General features: G+C 67.8%; 23 protein-coding genes. 3 read left to right on the forward strand and 20 right to left on the reverse strand.

Annotation, left to right across the window (positions count from 1 at the left end):
* Nucleotides 1-8: 8 nt before the first annotated feature.
* The 3 genes from A5756_RS18420 to A5756_RS18430 all read right to left on the reverse strand — a co-directional run bounded on the left by A5756_RS18420 (nt 9) and on the right by A5756_RS18430 (nt 1,700).
* Complete coding sequence (locus tag A5756_RS18420) at nt 9-488, reverse strand: NADH-quinone oxidoreductase subunit B family protein (protein WP_066955467.1); 480 nt, start codon at nt 486-488, stop codon at nt 9-11.
* Between the two features lie 5 nt (nt 489-493).
* Nucleotides 494-829 carry a lsr2/espR transcriptional regulator gene (locus A5756_RS18425; protein WP_066955470.1) on the reverse strand — a complete coding sequence of 112 codons (336 nt, stop codon included), beginning with the start codon at nt 827-829 and terminating at the stop codon, nt 494-496.
* Between the two features lie 100 nt (nt 830-929).
* Nucleotides 930-1,700, reverse strand: coding sequence for an alpha/beta fold hydrolase (locus A5756_RS18430; RefSeq protein WP_066955472.1), 771 nt, complete (start codon nt 1,698-1,700; stop codon nt 930-932).
* 63 nt (nt 1,701-1,763) lie between these two features.
* Here A5756_RS18430 and mhuD point away from each other — a divergent pair, with 63 nt between their 5' ends.
* The 3 genes from mhuD (at nt 1,764) to A5756_RS18445 (ending at nt 4,124) form a co-directional block, all read left to right on the forward strand.
* A complete protein-coding gene (gene mhuD, locus A5756_RS18435; protein ID WP_066955475.1) occupies nt 1,764-2,084 on the forward strand; it encodes a mycobilin-forming heme oxygenase MhuD in 321 nt (106 codons plus the stop codon).
* The gene (locus A5756_RS18440; protein WP_066955478.1) at nt 2,059-3,423 is read left to right on the forward strand and encodes a serine hydrolase; all 1,365 of its coding nucleotides are present in this window, start codon (nt 2,059-2,061) and stop codon (nt 3,421-3,423) included. Before mhuD ends, A5756_RS18440 begins: the two co-directional genes overlap by 26 nt.
* 260 nt (nt 3,424-3,683) lie before the next feature.
* Nucleotides 3,684-4,124, forward strand: a complete 441-nt coding sequence (locus tag A5756_RS18445; protein WP_066955481.1) for a pyridoxamine 5'-phosphate oxidase family protein — start codon at nt 3,684-3,686, stop codon at nt 4,122-4,124.
* A gap of 24 nt (nt 4,125-4,148) precedes the next feature.
* Here the strand turns inward: A5756_RS18445 and A5756_RS18450 are convergent, their stop codons facing one another.
* The 17 genes from A5756_RS18450 to folE form a co-directional block, all read right to left on the reverse strand.
* A complete protein-coding gene (locus tag A5756_RS18450; RefSeq protein WP_066955484.1) occupies nt 4,149-4,694 on the reverse strand; it encodes a histidine phosphatase family protein in 546 nt (181 codons plus the stop codon).
* On the reverse strand, nt 4,691-5,482 hold the full coding sequence (locus tag A5756_RS18455) for a CbtA family protein (protein WP_066955487.1): 792 nt from the start codon (nt 5,480-5,482) through the stop codon (nt 4,691-4,693). The genes A5756_RS18450 and A5756_RS18455 overlap by 4 nt, the downstream gene beginning before the upstream one ends.
* Nucleotides 5,483-5,486: 4 nt before the next feature.
* Nucleotides 5,487-5,702 (reverse strand): CbtB domain-containing protein, encoded by a 216-nt coding sequence (locus tag A5756_RS18460; protein WP_066955490.1) that lies wholly within the window; start codon nt 5,700-5,702, stop codon nt 5,487-5,489.
* Nucleotides 5,703-5,841: 139 nt separating this feature from the next.
* Nucleotides 5,842-6,222, reverse strand: coding sequence for a YbjQ family protein (locus A5756_RS18465; protein WP_066955493.1), 381 nt, complete (start codon nt 6,220-6,222; stop codon nt 5,842-5,844).
* Nucleotides 6,223-6,291: 69 nt separating this feature from the next.
* Complete coding sequence (gene clpC1, locus A5756_RS18470; protein WP_066955496.1) at nt 6,292-8,826, reverse strand: ATP-dependent protease ATP-binding subunit ClpC; 2,535 nt, start codon at nt 8,824-8,826, stop codon at nt 6,292-6,294.
* 313 nt (nt 8,827-9,139) lie between these two features.
* Nucleotides 9,140-9,478 (reverse strand): histone-like nucleoid-structuring protein Lsr2, encoded by a 339-nt coding sequence (lsr2, locus tag A5756_RS18475; RefSeq protein WP_066955505.1) that lies wholly within the window; start codon nt 9,476-9,478, stop codon nt 9,140-9,142.
* Between the two features lie 124 nt (nt 9,479-9,602).
* Nucleotides 9,603-11,105, reverse strand: coding sequence for a lysine--tRNA ligase (lysS, locus tag A5756_RS18480; RefSeq protein ID WP_066955508.1), 1,503 nt, complete (start codon nt 11,103-11,105; stop codon nt 9,603-9,605).
* A 48-nt stretch (nt 11,106-11,153) separates the two neighbouring features.
* On the reverse strand, nt 11,154-11,969 hold the full coding sequence (locus A5756_RS18485) for a type III pantothenate kinase (protein WP_066955511.1): 816 nt from the start codon (nt 11,967-11,969) through the stop codon (nt 11,154-11,156).
* 2 nt (nt 11,970-11,971) lie between these two features.
* Nucleotides 11,972-12,391, reverse strand: coding sequence for an aspartate 1-decarboxylase (panD, locus tag A5756_RS18490; RefSeq protein WP_066955514.1), 420 nt, complete (start codon nt 12,389-12,391; stop codon nt 11,972-11,974).
* Entirely contained in the window at nt 12,391-13,329 is a 939-nt protein-coding gene (gene panC, locus A5756_RS18495) for a pantoate--beta-alanine ligase (protein ID WP_066955517.1), read from the reverse strand. The genes panD and panC overlap by 1 nt, the downstream gene beginning before the upstream one ends.
* Nucleotides 13,326-14,237: a Rossmann-like and DUF2520 domain-containing protein gene (locus A5756_RS18500; RefSeq protein ID WP_066955520.1), complete on the reverse strand. Its 912-nt coding sequence runs from the start codon at nt 14,235-14,237 to the stop codon at nt 13,326-13,328. The genes panC and A5756_RS18500 overlap by 4 nt, the downstream gene beginning before the upstream one ends.
* Before the next feature lie 115 nt (nt 14,238-14,352).
* Nucleotides 14,353-15,744 (reverse strand): DUF6779 domain-containing protein, encoded by a 1,392-nt coding sequence (locus A5756_RS18505; RefSeq protein ID WP_066955996.1) that lies wholly within the window; start codon nt 15,742-15,744, stop codon nt 14,353-14,355.
* Nucleotides 15,745-15,830: 86 nt separating this feature from the next.
* On the reverse strand, nt 15,831-16,307 hold the full coding sequence (locus tag A5756_RS18510) for a DUF3180 domain-containing protein (protein ID WP_066955524.1): 477 nt from the start codon (nt 16,305-16,307) through the stop codon (nt 15,831-15,833).
* On the reverse strand, nt 16,307-16,840 hold the full coding sequence (folK, locus tag A5756_RS18515) for a 2-amino-4-hydroxy-6-hydroxymethyldihydropteridine diphosphokinase (RefSeq protein WP_066955527.1): 534 nt from the start codon (nt 16,838-16,840) through the stop codon (nt 16,307-16,309). The genes A5756_RS18510 and folK overlap by 1 nt, the downstream gene beginning before the upstream one ends.
* Nucleotides 16,837-17,238, reverse strand: a complete 402-nt coding sequence (gene folB / locus A5756_RS18520) for a dihydroneopterin aldolase (protein ID WP_066955530.1) — start codon at nt 17,236-17,238, stop codon at nt 16,837-16,839. The genes folK and folB overlap by 4 nt, the downstream gene beginning before the upstream one ends.
* Nucleotides 17,231-18,064, reverse strand: a complete 834-nt coding sequence (gene folP, locus A5756_RS18525) for a dihydropteroate synthase (protein ID WP_066955533.1) — start codon at nt 18,062-18,064, stop codon at nt 17,231-17,233. The genes folB and folP overlap by 8 nt, the downstream gene beginning before the upstream one ends.
* A gap of 19 nt (nt 18,065-18,083) precedes the next feature.
* Nucleotides 18,084-18,698 (reverse strand): GTP cyclohydrolase I FolE, encoded by a 615-nt coding sequence (gene folE, locus A5756_RS18530; protein ID WP_066955536.1) that lies wholly within the window; start codon nt 18,696-18,698, stop codon nt 18,084-18,086.
* Nucleotides 18,699-18,705: the final 7 nt, after the last annotated feature.

Below are 18,705 nucleotides of genomic sequence, written 5' to 3' on the forward strand. Positions count from 1 at the left end.
GGCATCGGTCACCGGCCGGTCACCGACCGCAGGGCCGCGACGATTTGGCTCGGCGTCGGCGGGCATCCCGGGATTTCCAAGTCCACGCACACCGTCTCGCCGACCGAGCCGGCCACACCGTAGGCGTCGCCGAACACCCCGCGATCGATGGCGCAGTCCCCGCAGGCGATCACCCGTCGGGGTCGCGGCGTGGCCTCGATCGTGGCGCGCAAGGGGCCGACCATGTTGTGTGTCACGACACCGGTCACCAGGAGCGCGTCAGCGTGCCGTGGGGAGGCCACCAGGCGGGCGCCGAACCGCTCGGCGTCATAGACCGGCCCGAAGGCGCCCGCGATCTCCACCTCGCACCCATTGCACGAACCCGCGTCGACGTGCCGAATCTGTAGCGAACCACGCACCCCGGCAGGCGGCTCGGTCATCGCCTCCGGTGGCGGGGCTGCGGGTTCGGCGATCCGGCCGACGCGCAATACTTTGCTGATCCAGCCCATCGGCGCTACCCCGCACCGCCGGCGCGCAGGCCTTCCAACATCGCGACGCGGTCGCTCAGCACCCCGGTGAGCACCTTGCGTGCCACCGTGAGCAGTTCGGCGATGTCCGGGGAGGCGATCGAGTAGATCATCGTGTTGCCATCCCGCAGCGCCTCGACCACCCCGGCCCGGCGCAGAACGCCGAGCTGCTGGGACAGGTTTGATGCTTCGAGCCCGACCTCGGGCAGCAGTTCGGCGACCGACTTGTCACCAACCACCAGAAGCTCCAGGATCCTGATCCGCGCCGGGTGCCCCAGCGTCTTGAAGAACTCGGCCTTGAGCTTGTACAGCGGCTGCGTCACGCAAATCTCCTGAAGACTACAAGCATTCTATATTCGAACGATTGAAGAATTTATCATATGGTGATACAGGTCGTCACATCGAGCGGCCAGGCACTCGGAGTCAGTCGCGTGCAGGCAACGCCGCCAAGAAGGATTCGACCGCGTCGCGGTACACCTGCGGCGCCTCGTCGTGAATCAGGTGGCCGGCTTGGGGGACATGCAAATACGTTGCAGCCGAGTTCATTTCGGCCATTTCCCGCATCTGCCCCGGCGGCGTTACCGAGTTGCCGGCCTCGATGAGCAGCGCCGGGGCCCGCACGGCCCGCCACTGCTCCCAGTAGTGGCGCGTGCCCCATTCGGCGGCGATCTCGATCCACCGCGCGGTATGTCCGTGCAGGCGCCAGCCGGTGGCGGTGCGGTCGAAGGCCTCCAGGAAGTACCGTCCGGCAACGGCCCCGAACTCCTCGAATACCCGCTCTGCGGAACCGAATTCGACTGGCAGCGCGTGTAGCCACGGTTCCCATGGGCCGGTGGTGCGGCCCCGGAAGTCGGGGGCCATGTCTTCAAGCACCAGCGCGGAGACCAGTTCCGGACGCTCCGCGGCCAGACACCACGAGTGCAGCGCGCCCATCGAATGCCCGACCAGCGTGACCGGCGTTTCCAGGGTGCTCACCGCGTCGGCCAGGTCGGCCACGAAACGTTCGGTGCCGACCGGGTTCGGGTCGTCGACGCCGCGCCCCCGATGCCATAAGGCGTCGTAGGTGTACACCACGCCCAGCCGAGTCAGCCACGGGAGCTGCCGCGACCACGTGGTGCCCCGCCCCATCAGGCCGTGCACCAGCACCAACGGCTCGCCTTGGCCGCCGCGGCAAGTCAGCAGTTCACTGGGCATGTCACCATCCTGCGTGCCCCGCCCTGCAGATGGACAGGCCGGGCGAAGGGGTAGCCTAGCGGCATGCCGCCAGTGGTGAAGATCAACGCAATCGAAGTGCCCGCCGACGCCGGCCCGGAGCTGGAGAAGCGGTTCGCACACCGGGCACACGCGGTCGACAACCAGCCCGGCTTCCTCGGCTTTCAGCTGCTGCGCCCGATCAAGGGCGAGGACCGCTACTTCGTCGTGACGCAGTGGGAGTCCGAGGAGGCATTTCAGGCGTGGGCGCAGGGGCCCGCGATTGCTGCCCATGCAGGCGAGCGGGCCAACCCGGTGGCGACCGGGGCCTCGCTGCTGGAATTCGAGGTTGTGATGGACGTTGCCGGCAACAAGCAGGCTGGCTAGCGGGTACTCGGCCCGGCGCCGCGCGGTGGCGTTGAGTGCCGCCGCCGCACTGGTAGTCACGTTCGCGCCCGGTTGCGCCTCCTCCCCCTCACCGCAGGCGAACGCGGCCAATCCCGGTCGGCAGATCGACGTGCGGACGCCGCCCGGTATCCGGGCACAGCAGACGCTGGACATGCTCAACTCGGACTGGCCCATCGGCCCGGTCGGTGTCGGCACCCTCGCCGCGCCCGACATGGTCAAATCGGTGGAGACCACCATGGAGTCGCTTTGGTGGGACCGGCCGTTCACCCTCAACGGCGTCGATCTGGGCGCCAGCGTGGCCACGTTGCACCTGACGTCCTCCTACGGTGCGCGACAAGACATCCGAATCCACACCGACGACGGCGGCTGGGTCGATCGGTTCGACCTCGACACGCAGGCACCAAAGATCGATTCGTGGCACGACATCGATGCGGTGTTGAGCAAGACCGGCGCCCGCTACTCCTACCAGGTCGCCAAGGTCGACAACGGGCGCTGCGATCCGGTGGCGGGTACCAACACCGGTGAATCTTTGCCGCTCGCATCGATTTTCAAGTTGTACGTGCTGCACGCCCTGGCGGGTGCCATCAAGGACGGAACGGTCTCCTGGGACGATCAGCTGACTGTCACCGACAAGAGCCGCGCGGTGGGCTCGTCCGGTTTGCAACTGCCTGCCGGAGCGCAGGTTTCGGTTCGGACGGCCGCCGAGAAGATGATCGCGACCAGCGACAACATGGCGACCGACCTGCTGATCGGAAAGCTGGGCACGCACGCCATCGAAGAAGCGCTCGCCACGGCGGGCCACCACGACCCGGCCAGTATGACGCCGTTCCCCACTATGTACGAGCTGTTCTCGGTCGGCTGGGGTAAGCCGGACTTGCGCACCCAATGGCAGCATGGGTCACCACAAGTCCGCGCTCAGCTGTTGGAGCAGGCGAATTCGACTCCCTACGAACCTGATCCGGTCCGTGCCCACTCCCCGGCATCGTCCTACGGCGCGGAGTGGTACGGCAACGCCGAGGACATCTGCCGCATCCATGCGGCCCTGCAAGCCGACGCCGTCGGCAAGGCCGCACCGGTCAGACAGATCCTTTCAGCGGTCGCGGGCATCCAACTGGACCGCAACGTCTGGCCTTACATCGGCGCGAAAGCCGGTGGGCTGCCCGGTGATCTGACCTTCAGCTGGTACGCCGTCGACAAAACCCAGCAGCCGTACGTGGTCAGCTTCCAGCTCAACTGGCCGCGCGACCACGGGCCGACGGTCACCGGGTGGATGCTGCAGGTCGCCAAGCAGACCTTCGCGCTCATCGCACCGCGCTAGCGGTTGGCGGAGCGGCAGGGTATTCGTCCGATGGCTAAAGTGACGCAGACCACATACCACGCGGGACTTTTGGCCCTTCCCGACGGGGCGGCGCCAGACGAAACTGCATAACCTGCCAGAGTCGGGGGTCCGGACGGAGGTAGCGCGGTCTTGTATGTGCAGATGGGCCTTCGGCGGCAATTGAGAGTGGCTGCGCCTCATGATCGCCGCGACCGCACCGGTCACGCATGCGGTGGCGCGCATCGAGCGGAGACTGGCGAATGACAGCGTTGACACCGCCGCGCGAGGTGATCCAAATCGATGACCGCGAGGCGATGGGATTGCTGGGCAGTATCGACCATGGTCGGGTGGTGTTCACCGAGAGGGCACTGCCCGCGATCCGACTGGTCAACCATCTCGTCGACGACGGGCGGATCATCGTGCGTACCCGCCTGGCAGCCAAGGTGTCCACCGTGGTGCGGTCGGGCGCCGACGCCGGTGTGGTGGTGGCCTACGAGGCCGACTGCCTCGATCCCGAGCGGCGGGCCGGCTGGACCGTGGCGGTCACCGGGTGGGCAACCACGATCACCGACCCCCAGCAACACGCACGCTACGAACGACTTTTACGCCCGTGGGTCAACATGACCATGGACACCATGATCGCGATCCAGCCGGAGATCATCACCGGCATCCGCATCGTCGACGACGCTGGCGGAGAATAGCCGCCTCGGTCGGTCCGGCCGCAGTCAGAGGCGTAGCGTCCAGCGGCCATTGCGAAAGTGCAGTCCGGTGCGACTCATCGGTGCAACGTCGATGCCCCAGAACGATTTCGGGGGTGAGTCGAGGCCGTGCAGGATCGCCGCCCGGATCACCGCGGGGTGCGTCACCGCGACGGCGGCCGACGCGCTCTCGGTCAACGAATTCAGCCATCCGGCCACCCGCCGCATCAGGTCGGTGATCGACTCGCCGCCGTGCGGCGCCCGGGTGGGATCGGTCAGCCAGACCCTCAGGTCGCCGGGGGGCACGTCCTGAAGCCCCTTCCCCCGCCATCGACCACAATTCAGGTCGGCCAGCAGCGGGTCGGTTGCGGCATCCAATCCCAGCAGCTCCGCCGTTTGCCGGGCCCGTCGCTCGGGCCCGGTGAAATGTCGTGCGTCACGGCCTAATTGGGCGACGGCTTCGGCCTGCCGACGGCCCATGTCGTTGAGGGGTTCGTCGGCGGGGAAAAGCGCGGCCGCCATGGCATCGGTCATCGCGTGCGACACCAAGGTCAGCCGGACGACCTCCGTCACGCCGCGATGCTCGATGCCCGTCCACTCCCGGCGCGCTCCTGTCGCAGCCGCCCGGCGAGCGTCGCGAACACCACGCCGATGGTCGCCCACAACACCAGCTGGGTGGCCAGCGACAGCATCCGGAATTCGTAGAGGACGTCGGCGGGAAAGCCCGGATAGACGATCGCGCCCGACGCGTCGCGCTGCGGTCCGGGCGTCTCGTCGACGTTCGGCAGCAACATCATCACCACCGCAACCGCCGCGACGTATCCGCCCACCGCGAGCAGCCGGCCGTTCCACGCGCCGAACCGAGCCGTCAGCCCCCGCGCCAGCCACGCCGCGGCGGCGGCCAGCACCACTGACGCCAGCAGCATCACCAGATACCAGCCGGTGCGCGCCCCGATCGTGTCCGCCTGCCCCACCGCCGGTGGGTTCGGCGGATACTTCACGAACGGCACCAAATAGACCGCGACGAACGCGGCCGTCGCCAGCAGCAGCGAAAGCGCCCGCGCCCCAACATTTGTCGCACGCGCGGCGACGACGCAGAACAGCACTCCGAACAGCGCGCCCATCGCGAGGCCGAAGACGAGCACACCGAAGCCCAACCCGGCAGTGGACTGGACTCCGCGGCTGAACAACTCGGCGCCGTGCTCGTGCACGCCATGGGCGTTCTCGGCGTCGGCGCGGCCGTCCTCGAAAGCGATCGCGCGGCCGATCACCGGCTCGGCGCAGACGCGGGCGAAGGCGAACGCCAGCACCGCGCCGACTGCACCGGCCAGCAGGCCGCGTCCGATCAGACGCTTCTCCACGCGATCAGTGGCAGGGGAAGCCGAGCAGGTGCCGCGCGTCGTGCATGAACTCGTGCACGTGCGAATCGCTGCCGAAGAGCGACACCGCGCCCTGGTCGACGCCGACGAAGTAGAGCGCCAACAGCGCCAGGAAAGCGGTTGCCGCCAACCAGACCGCGGCACTTGCCGCCGACAGGTCAACCGATCGGGTGCGGCTGCCGGTCAGCTCGGGATTCGACACGATGGCACTCCTTCCGGGGATATACGCGTCCCCGTTGGTGATGACGAGCCATGGGTCTGACTATCGACAGTGGCGCGACCGTTCTGGACTTTCACCAGATTCCGTTGCCCGTCAGGACGAAGTCAGTGTAAACCGGGGGTCAATGCTGCGGCGGTGGGGCGCCGTAGCCCAGCTGGCTCGCCGTGTATTTCGCGGCCTCGGTGACCGGTGTGGCCTGAACCGCCGTGCCGTACGCGCAGATCTCGGTCCACACGTCACCGATCTCGGTCGTGTCGAAACGCATTGCGACAATCGCGTTGCCGCCGCGTTTACGCGCCTCGTCGATCAGCCGGCCCATCGCTTCGTTGCGGCTCTCGGCCAGGTTCTTGGTCATGCCGGCCAGCTCGCCGCCGAACATGGCCTTGAAGCCCGCACCCATCTGGGAGAACGCGTTGCGCGAGCGGACGGTCAACCCGAATACCTCGCCGCAGACGCGCTGAATCTCCCAGCCCGGAAGGTCGTTGGTGGTGACGATCAGCACAGGCGGACTCCTTAGCTGCGAAACGGGCGGTTAATCCCGTCAGAGATTAACCACCCGTTTGCTGCAGTGCTACGGCGTTTCAGGGGCCGCGTGCGCTCCGGCCTTCGCCAGGTCCGGCTCGGCCGGCGGCTTGCGGGCCCCGGTGAAGGTGAACACCGCGTCCTCGCCGGGGCTCTCGCCGTCCCAGTTGTCCACGTCGACCGTGACGATCTGCCCCGGCCCGACCTCCTCGAAGAGGATCTTCTCGGACAGCTGGTCCTCGATCTCGCGCTGGATGGTGCGCCGCAGCGGGCGGGCACCCAGCACCGGGTCGAAGCCACGCTTCGCCAGCAACGCCTTCGCCTTGTCGGTCAGCTCCATGGCCATGTCCTTGGCCTTGAGCTGCTTGCCGACGCGCTCGATCATCAGGTCGACCATCTGGATGATCTCGTCCTTGGTCAGCTGGTGGAAGACGATGATGTCGTCGATGCGGTTGAGGAACTCCGGGCGGAAGTGCTTCTTCAGCTCGTCGTTGACCTTCTGCTTCATCCGCTCGTAGTTGTTGTCGCCACCACTCTGGGTGAACCCGAGGCCGACCGGCTTCGAGATGTCGGACGTACCGAGGTTCGAGGTGAAGATCAGCACGGTGTTCTTGAAGTCCACCGTGCGTCCCTGGCCGTCGGTGAGGCGGCCGTCCTCGAGGACCTGCAACAGGCTGTTGTAGATCTCCTGGTGGGCCTTCTCGATCTCGTCGAACAGCACCACCGAGAACGGCTTGCGCCGCACCTTCTCGGTGAGCTGGCCGCCCTCTTCGTAGCCGACGTATCCCGGCGGGGCGCCGAACAGCCGCGACGCGGTGAACCGGTCGTGGAACTCGCCCATGTCGATCTGGATGAGCGCGTCGTCGTCGCCGAACAGGAAGTTGGCCAGCGCCTTGGACAGCTCGGTCTTACCGACACCGGACGGGCCGGCGAAGATGAACGATCCCGACGGCCGCTTGGGGTCCTTCAGGCCGGCGCGGGTGCGGCGGATCGCCTTGGAGACCGCCTTGACGGCATCCACCTGGCCGATGATCCGCTTGTGCAGCTCGTCCTCCATGCGCAGCAGGCGGGTGGTCTCCGCCTCGGTGAGCTTGAACACCGGGATGCCGGTCCAGTTGCCCAGCACCTCGGCGATCTCGTTGTCGTCCACCTCGGCAACCACATCGAGATCGCCTGAACGCCACTGCTTTTCACGCTCCGCGCGCTGGGCGACAAGGTTCTTTTCGCGGTCGCGCAGGCTGGCGGCCTTCTCGAAGTCCTGGGCGTCGATGGCCGATTCCTTCTCCCGGCGCGCGTCGGCGATCTTCTCGTCGAACTCGCGCAGGTCTGGCGGCGCGGTCATGCGGCGGATCCGCATCCGGGCGCCGGCCTCGTCGATCAGGTCGATCGCCTTGTCCGGCAGGAACCGGTCGTTGATGTAGCGGTCGGCCAGGGTGGCCGCGGCCACCAGCGCCGAGTCGGTGATGGACACCCGGTGGTGCGCCTCGTAGCGGTCGCGCAGACCCTTGAGGATCTCGATGGTGTGCTCCACCGTCGGTTCGCCCACCTGCACCGGCTGGAAGCGGCGCTCCAGGGCGGCGTCCTTCTCGATGTACTTGCGGTACTCGTCGAGCGTGGTGGCGCCGATGGTCTGCAGCTCACCGCGGGCCAGTTTGGGCTTGAGGATGCTGGCCGCGTCGATCGCGCCCTCGGCGGCACCGGCTCCGACCAGCGTGTGCAGCTCGTCGATGAACAGGATGATGTCGCCGCGGGTGTTGATCTCCTTGAGCACCTTCTTCAGGCGTTCCTCGAAGTCACCGCGGTAGCGCGAGCCCGCCACCAGCGAACCGAGGTCGAGCGTGTAGAGCTGCTTGTCCTTCAGCGTCTCCGGCACCTGACCGTGCACGATGGCCTGCGCCAGGCCCTCGACGACGGCGGTCTTGCCGACGCCGGGCTCGCCGATCAGCACCGGGTTGTTCTTGGTGCGCCGGCTCAGCACCTGCATCACCCGCTCGATTTCCTTCTCACGGCCGATGACCGGGTCGAGCTTGCCTTCCATCGCGGCGGCCGTCAGGTTGCGCCCGAACTGGTCGAGCACCAACGAGGTTGACGGGCTGCCCGATTCGCCGCCGCGGCCACCGGTTCCGGCCTCCGCGGCCTCCTTGCCCTGGTAGCCGCTCAGCAGCTGGATGACCTGCTGGCGCACCCGGGTCAGCTCGGCGCCCAGCTTCACCAACACCTGGGCGGCCACGCCCTCACCCTCGCGGATGAGACCCAGCAGGATGTGCTCGGTGCCGATGTAGTTGTGGCCGAGCTGGAGCGCCTCGCGGAGGCTCAGCTCGAGAACCTTCTTGGCGCGCGGCGTGAACGGGATATGTCCCGACGGCGCCTGCTGGCCCTGGCCGATGATCTCCTCGACCTGGCTGCGGACGCCCTCGAGGGAGATGCCCAGCGACTCCAGCGACTTGGCGGCGACGCCCTCGCCCTCGTGAATCAGGCCCAACAGGATGTGCTCGGTGCCGATGTAGTTGTGGTTGAGCATCCGGGCCTCTTCTTGCGCCAGGACGACGACCCTGCGGGCACGGTCGGTAAATCGTTCAAACATCGGTGGTTACCTGCTCTCCCTCACCATCGGTACTAGCCTCTCAGTGGCCCACCGGTCCCCGTTGGGGCCGGAATCGCATACCTGCCATCCACTGTAATGGTCGGCCTGCCAGGGGGCATAACCTTGCGGTTCCTTGCTCTTCAAGACCCGCAGGGCCGGTTTAGGGCGATTCCCCTGTGATTACAGCGCCGTAACTGAATCAACGTGGCGGAGTGGCAATTCGTTTCCTTACTCACCGGCGACATTTTTCGCGGCCAGCGAAACGACAAACCGGCGCCCAGGCCTGCCGCCCGGACGCCGGTTGAGAGGTTTGTCAGGTCGCCGCGTGGAACGCGTCGATTACGTCGGCCGGGATGCGGCCGCGCGTCGAGACGTTGTGACCGTTTCGGCGAGCCCACTCGCGGATCGCCGCGCTCTGTTCACGGTCGATCGCGCCGCGGCCGCGGCCGGAACCGGAACGCCCACGCCGGCGACCACCGACCCGACGGCCGGCTTCCACCCACTGCTTCAGGTCGCTGCGGAGTTTCGCGGCATTCTTGGACGAAAGGTCAATCTCATAGGTCACCCCGTCGAGCCCGAATTCGACAGTTTCGTCGGCTGCGCCCGCACCGTCGAAATCATCGACCAAGGTGACGGTCACTTTTTTCGCCATTAGCTTATCCTCGCATTTCGTCCTGAACAGTTGCCGAGCAGATTGGGTGAGCCTCCCCGGGTCATCAATCTGCCATAACAACGCAGCATACTCAATCCGGCCCCAAGCCGCACAGTTGCACTTTTCAAGTGGAGTGCGGCCGAACAATCGGGAACAAAACTGTCTCTCGAATTGACAGTCCGGTCAAAGACATCAACAACCGATCGATACCCATTCCCGTTCCGGTACACGGCGGCATCGCATACTCGAGGGCGGCGAGAAAGTCTTCGTCGAGCACCATCGCTTCGTCGTCGCCGGCCGCCGCGGCGCGGGCCTGCGCGGCGAATCTCTCCCGCTGCACGACGGGGTCGTTCAATTCGGAGTAGCCGGTGGCCAGTTCGACGCCGCGCACGTAGAGGTCCCACTTCTCGGTCACACCGGGGATGCTGCGGTGCTGGCGCGTCAAAGGCGTTGTCTCAACCGGGAAGTCCCGCACGAAGGTGGGCGCGGTCAACGTATCTCCCACCGTGTGCTCCCAGAGTTCCTCGACGAGCTTTCCGTGCCCGTAGCCGCGATCGCGGGGAATCTCGATTCCGAGCCGGTCCGCGATGGCCCAAAGCCGCTCAACCGACGTCTCGGGTGTGATCTCTTCGCCGAGTGCCGCCGACAGCGACGGGTACATTTGAATCGACGCCCATTCTCCGTCTATGTCGTAGACGCTCCCGTCGGGCAGCGGTAGTTGTCTGGTTCCGATCGCCTCATCGGCGACCTCTTGAATAAGCTCACGCGTGACGACTGCCGAATCGTCATAGGTTCCGTACGCCTGGTAGGTCTCCAGCATGGAGAATTCCGGAGAATGGGTGGAATCGGCGCCTTCGTTTCGGAAGACTCGATTTACTTCGAAGACCTTGTCAAAACCCCCGACGATGCAGCGCTTCAGGAACAGTTCCGGCGCGATCCGCAGGTACAGATCCATGTCGAGAGCATTGGAATGCGTGACGAACGGTCGCGCCGCCGCGCCCCCCGCCAGCGTCTGCAACATCGGCGTTTCGACTTCGAGAAACCCGCGCCGTTCGAGCGAGTTGCGTATGGCGCGCACCACGGCGATCCGCTGCCGCGCCACCGTCCGGGCCTGGGGCCGGACGATGAGGTCGACGTAGCGCTGCCGCACCCGCGCCTCTTCGCTCATCTCCTTATGGGCCACCGGCAGCGGTCGCAACGATTTCGCGGCCAGTTGCCATGAATCGGCCAGGACGGACAACTCGCCGCGGCGTGAGCTGATCACGTTGCCGTGCACGTAGACGATGTCGCCGAGGTCGACGTCGGCTTTCCACGCATCGAGCGCTTCGGGGCCCACCTTGTCGAGGCTGATCATCACCTGGAGGCTGGTGCCGTCACCCTCCTGAAGTGTCGCGAAGCACAATTTCCCGGAGTTGCGCGCAAACATCACCCGGCCCGCGACGCCGACGACGTCGTCGGTCGCGGTGTCGATCGGCAGGTCGGGATGGTCGGCGCGGACCTGCGCCAGGGTGTGGGTGCGTTCGATCGCGACCGGATACGGCTCACGGCCCTCCGCCAACAAGCGAGCGCGCTTGTCCCGGCGGATGCGGAACTGCTCGGGCAGGTCTGCTGGGTCGGCGTCACTCACGACGTGCCAGCTTAAATGACCGGTCTTCGAGCTTGCGTTGACGTGGTCTCAGCGCGCGGTTTTCAGCCGACCGCGCTGGGTGTCCCGGTTGCGCTCGAACACCAGGCGCAGTCCCTGCAGGGTGAGGTGTTGGTCGTAATGGCTGGCGGTGTGCAGCTCGGGCAGCAGCAGCGGTGCCGTGTGTCCCGTCGCGACCACCGCGACATCGTCTCCGGCAAAGCCCTCGACGTCCTCGCGAATGCGCCCGACCAGACCGTCGACCAGACCGGCGAAGCCGAATACCGCTCCGGCCTGCATGCATTCGACGGTGTTCTTGCCCACCACCGAACGCGGGCGGGACAGCTCCACCCGGCGCAGCGCGGCGGAGCGGGCCGCGGCGGCGTCCGAGGAGACCTGCACGCCCGGGGCGATCGCGCCGCCGAGAAATTCGCCCTTGGCCGAAACCACGTCCACGCAGATCGAGGAACCGAAGTCGATGACGATGGCGGCGCTTTGAAACCTGTGAAATGCAGCCAGGCAGTTGACGATTCGGTCGGCGCCGACTTCTTTTGGATTATCGACGAGCAGTGGGATGCCGGTGCGCACCCCCGGTTCGATCAACACGTGCGGCACCGACGGCCAGTACTGGTCAAGCATGATCCGCACTTCGTGCAGCACCGACGGGACGGTGGAGAGGGCGGCCGCGCCGGTGAGCCGCTCGGAGTCGTCGCCGATCAGGCCGTCGATGGTCAGGGCCAGCTCGTCCGCGGTCACCTCGGACTCGGTCCGGATCCGCCAGTGCTGCACGACCTTTGCGTGCTCCTTGGACCCGGAGATCAGCCCCACCACGGTGTGGGTGTTACGGACGTCGATGGCGAGCAGCACTGTTACCGCGCAACGATTCGGGGATCCAGCAGCTCGGCGGCGTCCGCGGGCACGAATGCCGGATCGTGGCCCAGGTCGATCGCCTTGTTGTCGGCGTCGACGAACACGATCCGCGGCTCATACGACCGCGCCTCGGCCTCTTCCATGGTCCCGTACGCGATCAGGATCACCAGGTCACCGGGGTGCACGAGATGGGCTGCGGCGCCATTGATTCCGATCACGCCGCTGCCCCGCTCCCCGGTGATCGCATAGGTCACCAGGCGGGCGCCGTTGTCGATGTCGACGATGGTCACCTGCTCGCCCTCGAGCAGGTCCGCAGCTTCCATCAGGTCGGCGTCGATGGTCACCGAGCCGACGTAGTGCAGGTCAGCCTGGGTGACGGTGGCGCGGTGGATCTTCGACTTGAGCATCGTCCGTAGCATCAATTCCTCCAAGATGATTCACGGGTGTCCCGATATCCGTCCGGCCCCACGGGTGCCGGCGAAGTTTCGATCTCGATCGAGATGTTGTCCAGCAGTCTGGTGCTGCCCAGCCGGACCGCGACGAGCAACCGGCCGATTCTGTTGGCCCCCAACGGGCCCAGGTCCGCGTCGCGCAACTCGAGGTAGTCGACCGTGAGCTCAGGCACCGCATCGAGCACCGCGCGCGCCGCGGCCAGCGCGGCCTGCGGCCCGGCGTCGGCGGCGTGCGCCGCCGCCGTGAGCGCCGCCGAGACCGCCACGGCCGCCTCGCGCTGCCCCGGGTCGAGGTAGCGGTTGCGCGACGACATGGCCAGCCCGTCGGCTTCGCGGACGGTGGGCACACCGACCACCGCGACGTCGAGGTTCAGGTCGGCGACCATCTGTCGAATCAGCACCAGTTGCTGATAGTCCTTCTCGCCGAAGAACACTCGGTCCGGGCGCACGATCTGCAGCAGCTTGCACACCACGGTCAACACGCCGGCGAAGTGGGTGGGTCGCGGACCGCCCTCTAGGTCGGCGGCCAGCGGACCGGGCTGCACGGTGGTGCGCAGACCGTCGGGATACATGGCCGCCGCCGTTGGGGCGAAAACAATTTCGACGCCTTCGCCGCGCAGCAGCGCCAGGTCGTCATCCAGGGTCCGCGGGTAGGCGTCCAGATCTTCCCCGGCACCGAACTGAAGCGGGTTGACAAAGATCGACACCGCCACCACCGAGCCGGGCACCCGCTTGGCGGCGCGCACCAGGGTGAGGTGACCGTCGTGCAGCGCGCCCATGGTCGGCACCAACATCACCCGGCGGCCGGTGTGGCGCAGGGCCCGGCTGACGTCACTGACGTCCTGCGGCCGCGAGTACACATTGAGGTCGCCGGCCTTGAAGGCGGGCGGCTTGCCTGGTCTCATCCCGCCAGGACCTCGACGACGTCGGCGGGGGCGTGGGCGCGCCGGGCGGTCCGCAGGGCGTTCACCCGGTACGCCTGCGCCAGTTCCGGGTCGGCCTGGTCCAGCGCGGCAAGGTGCCCGGCGACCGCGGCGGCGTCACCGCGCGCGACCGGACCGGTCAGCGCGGCCTGCCCGCGTTGCAGGGTGTTCTCCAGCGCCGCCCTGGCCAGCGGGCCGACGATGCGTTCGGCGATCCCGCCCGGCTGGTCGTCGACGGACTGCTGCCCGAGCAGTTCGCTGCCGCGCAGCGCGGCCCGCAACGCCTCGAGCGCGTCGGCGAGCACCGTCACCAGGTGGTTGCCCGCATGCGCCAGGGCGGCGTGGTAGAGCACGCGCGCTTCCTCACGCACGCAGAACGGTTCGCCACCCATCTCCAGGACGAGCGACTGACCGATCGCATAGCCCACGTCGTCGGCCGCGGTGATGCCGAAGCAGGTGTCGGGCAGCCTGCTGATGTCCTCATCGGAGCCGGTGAACGTCATCGCCGGGTGAATCGCGAGCGGTATGCAACCGTCCTGGGCCAGCGGCGCGAGAATGCCCACCCCGTTGGCGCCGGACGTGTGGACGACGATCGTGCCCGGCCGCACCGACGACGTCGCGGCCAGCCCGGACACCAGGCCGGCGAGCTCGCTGTCGGGAACGGCCAGCAAGAGCAGCTCGGCGCCGGCGGCCACGTCCGGCGGGGCCACCACCGGGGTATCGGGCAGCCAACGCTGCGCCCGCTGTCGCGACACGTGGGAGATGGCGCTGCACGCGACCACGACGTGGTCGGCGCGCTCCAGCGCGACCCCGAGCGCGGTGCCAACCCGGCCGGCGGAGATGACCCCCACCTTGAGCCTGGCCGGGCGCAAACCGTCGAACTGCACCATCGCAGACGACCTCACAGATTTCTTCGTTCGTTCCGGTCCCACGTGGTGGGTACCGTTCGGTCACTAAAACTGTAGTCGATTACCGGGCGGCACCCAATGTGAGGAAGCTCCCAGCTCAGCCGTCGCGGCGCCGGCGGCGGCCGCCCTCGGACGGCTGCACCTGCAACCGCGCCAACAGGTCGGCAACCGACTGGCCTCCGGTCGAGGGGCCCTCGCCCATCCCGTTCAAACCCTCCGCCTGCGGGTCCACGCCGCCGTGTCGGGGCGTGTGTTCCGGCGCGGGCGGCGGTGCCAGGCGCGGTGGTTGCTCGGCGGCGGGGGGTGGCGACTGTGGTGGCGGCGGTGGCGGGGGCGTGGCCGGAACGGGCGGCGGCGGTGCGAAGGCCGGCTCGTTCGTGGGCGTGAAATTGCGCACGCCATAGTCGCGGTATTCCGCCGAGTGGCGCGATCGCGCCCGGCGCCGCGATTCGCCGTACGGCGGCGTCACCGGCTGGGCGGGCGGGCCGGCCCAGGCCTCGTCCGACTCGGTCTGCCGGGCGCGCCGCCGCCGGCCCGATGTTTCGTCGGCCGGTGTCACGGACGATTCGGAGCCGGTCCAGCTACTGCCCGGCGTTCCGGGCGGCAACCACAGTCCCGACGCACCCGCCGGCTGCCAGCCCTGCACTTGCGGCTGAGGCGCCGGCTCCGGCTGCGGCGGGGGCGGTGGCGGCTGCTGCTGCTGGGGCGGCGGAGGGCGAGGTTCGAACCGCGGCTCCGGCTGGGGCGGCGACGCGCTGTACGACGGCTCCGGCTGGGGCGGGGGCGCCGGCTCCTGCGGCGCTTCGTACTGGTGAGGTACCCGCTCGCGGCGGGGCTGCGCCTGCCGGGGTGGCAACAGCGGTTCCTCGGGCACGTCGATGATCGCCGTTTCGTCGGCACGGCCCGGCTGGTTGTCCTGGGGGACGGAGGTGACCCGGTCGCTGGCGACCCAGTCATAGGGCGCGTCACGCGGGGTTTCGCCGTTGCGGTCCCACTCGCTGTAGGCGCGCTCGCGTGGCGCCTCGGTCTCTGGCGTCTCCAAGGCCGGGCGCTGCGCGAGGTCGGTGTCGAACAGGATCTCCAGGCTGGTGCGCAACGCGCTCAACTCCGCCCGCAGCTCGGCCAGGTCGTCGGCGGCCTGAGCGCGCAGCTCGGAAGCCAACTCGCGGCGCAGCTGGGACTCCACGGTCAGTTCATACTCGCGACGGGCCGAAATTTCGCGATCCAGCTGCAGGTCGTACACCAGCTTCAGGTCGCGGACGCGGGATTGATCCGCGTCGCTCTGGCGGCGGTACAGCACCGATACGAAGGCACCGGCGACTGCGGCCCACAGCGCCAGGATTACAGCGAGCTTGAGGAGTTCCACCCGATTGGTGAAAACCAGTGCGGAACTGGCCCCCATCGCGAGGACCAGCAACGCGGTCAAGAGCACCCAACCCGGCCTGCGGCCGCCGCGCCGAACGCGGGCGCCGCGGGACAGAACGGTCATGGCCTGACTGTACCTGCGCGAGGTCATTCAGCGTGTCGCCCTAGTCCGGCGATTCTCACGCGGGTTGTCGACGGCATACGTGTGGGCTAGTTTTCCGCGCCTTCACCGTGCTCGGTCTGATCCGGCGGGGACTTGCAGCAATGCTGCAGCCACAGCGCGGCGACGAGTAACGCCAGCGCGCTGACGGCCGCGACCACGGCGCCGCTGGTGTCCTCGGCGGCCGAACGCAGCCAGGACCGCCGCGGCAGGAAATACACGAGCACGCCGACCCACCAGCCCAGCACCAGCGCGCCCACCCAGGCCGACGCCTTGGCGACCATGAGGCTGCGCGCCACCGCCAGCGGGTGCAGCCAGCCGGTGCCAACGCCGATTTCGCCGTCGGTGATCTTGGCCCGCACGTGGCGCGCCCATAAGGCTTCCGCGATGGCCACCGCCAGCAGCGACAGGCCCGTCCAGACCGTGATGGGCGGAAACCACCGGTAGAGGGCATTCACCAGCAGATAACCCACCACCGCAGCGGCGACGACCGCGGCCGTGAGGTCACGTTTGCGGGTCGGGCCCATCAGGCTTCCGGTCCCGGGCCGGCCCGGTCGAGCGTCAGGCTGGTCAACCGAACGCTTTCCCGGTCGGCCGGCTCCAGTTCGGCGAGCAGGCTCGCAACCGGTCGCGGGCCCTCGCCGACGGTCAGCTGGGCATCGGGGTCGATGGCAATCCACGGGATCATGACGAAGGCCCGCAAATGGGCCAACGGATGCGGCAGCGTCAGGTTGTTCTCGCGGGAGACCACCTCCGCCTCGCCGTAACAGGCGATCAGGTCGACGTCGAGGGTGCGCGGGCCCCAGCGCTCGCCGCGCACGCGGCCCGCCGCCCGCTCGAATTCCTGGGCTCGGCGCAGCCAGCACTGCCCGTCGCACCCCGGATCGTTGGCGATCAGCACCGCGTTGAGAAACGGCGCCTGATCGACCCGGCCCCACGGATCGGTCTCATACACCGGCGACACCGCGAGCACCTTCTCATCCAGCCCGTCGACGACCGACTGCAGGCGCGCCAGTCGGTCGCCCAGGTTGGAGCCGATGGACAGCACCACCCACGTCATAGGCGCCGCTCCACCGGAACCACCGAACCGCGACCACCGCGCCGCGACCGCCGCACCACCACCGCGACGTCGGCGAACTGCTGCGGGATCGGGGCCTGCGGCTTGTGCACCACCACCTCGACGGCGTGCACTCTGTCGTCTTCCATCACCCGGTCGGCGATCTCGCCACCGACCGCTTCGATCAAGTTGCGCGGCGGTCCGGCCACGACGTCGGTCGCCAGCTCGGCCAGGGCGGCGTAGTCGTAGGTGTCGGCCAGCTCGTCGCTGGCGGCGGCCCCGGCGAGGTCGATCCACACGGTCATATCGACAACAAACTCTTGCCCGTCGGCCCGCTCGTGATCGAAAACTCCGTGTCTTCCACGAATCGTCAACCCCCGCAATTCGATTCGATCAGCCATTGTCTCCAGCCAGGTCGGTCTGCTGCGTTTCGCTCTGCGTCCAGGTCCCCACCACCTTGAGCGCGTCGGTCGTGGCCCGCACGTCGTGCACGCGAACACCCCACGCTCCGTACAACGCTGCCAGCGCGGAGATCACCGCGGTCGCAGTCTCGCGGCCGGCGGGCGGGCGCGGCGAGCCATCCGGCCCGGCTAACAACGTACCGAGGAACCGTTTGCGTGAGGCGCCCAGGAGCACCGGGATCCCCGTGTCGACCAGCTGCGGCAACGCGCGCAGCAGCGCCCAGTTGTGTTGACCCGTCTTGGCGAACCCGAGCCCCGGATCGATCACCATGTTGGCGGGGTCCACGCCGGCGGCCACCGCGGCATCAACGCTGGCGAGCAGCTCGGCGCGCACTTCGGCGACCACGTCGTCGTAGTGCGGGGCCGCATGCGGGCGATCGGCCGACACCGACCGCCAATGCATAAGCACCCAGGGCACCCCGGCGTCGGCCAGCAGTGGCGCCATCGCGGGATCTGCACGACCGCCCGACACATCGTTGACGATCCGCGCGCCATTCTGCAGCGCCGCCCGCGCGACGCCCGCGTGCATGGTGTCGATACTCACCGTAATTCCCTCTGCCACAAGCTCTTTGACGACGGGGATCACACGAGCGGTCTCCACCCCCGGGTCGATCCGGGTGGCGCCGGGGCGAGTCGACTCCCCCCCGACATCGACGATGTCCGCGCCGTCGGCGGCCAGCGCCAGTCCGTGCGCCACTGCGTCGCCGGTGTCGAGATAGCGGCCGCCATCGGAGAACGAGTCGTCGGTGACGTTCAGGACTCCCATAACCCGCACAGGCGCCGACTCACTTACGCAGGATGAGATCGAGGGCTTCGGCTCGGGAAGCGGCGTTGGATTTGAACTGTCCGCGTACCGCCGAGGTGGTGGTGACCGCGCCGGGCTTGCGGACGCCGCGCATGGCCATGCACAGGTGCTCGGCCTCGATCACGACGATCACGCCGCGCGGATCGAGTTTCTTCATCAGGGCGTCGGCGACCTGGCTGGTCAGCCGCTCCTGCACCTGCGGTCGCTTGGCGTAAAGGTCGACCAGTCGCGCGATCTTCGACAGCCCGGTCACCCGGCCGTCGTTGCCAGGGATGTAGCCGACGTGGGCCACACCGTGAAACGACACCAGGTGGTGCTCGCAGGTGGAGTACAGCGGGATTTCCTTCACCAGCACCAGTTCATCGTGGTCTTCGTCGAACATCGTGTTCAGCACGCTGTCGGGATCGGTGTAGAGCCCGGCGAACATCTCCTGGTAGGCACGGGCGACGCGAGCCGGCGTTTCCCGCAGACCGTGCCGGTCCGGGTCCTCGCCGATGGCGTACAGCAATTCCCGGACCGCGGCTTCGGCGCGCGCCTGGTCAAACACCCGAGTCGTGGGAGTGGCTGTGTCGGGCCCCAAACCAGTTAAGGCCATCGAATCC

The sequence above is a fragment of the Mycobacterium sp. 852002-53434_SCH5985345 genome (genome assembly GCF_001667155.1).
Lineage (GTDB): Bacteria > Actinomycetota > Actinomycetes > Mycobacteriales > Mycobacteriaceae > Mycobacterium.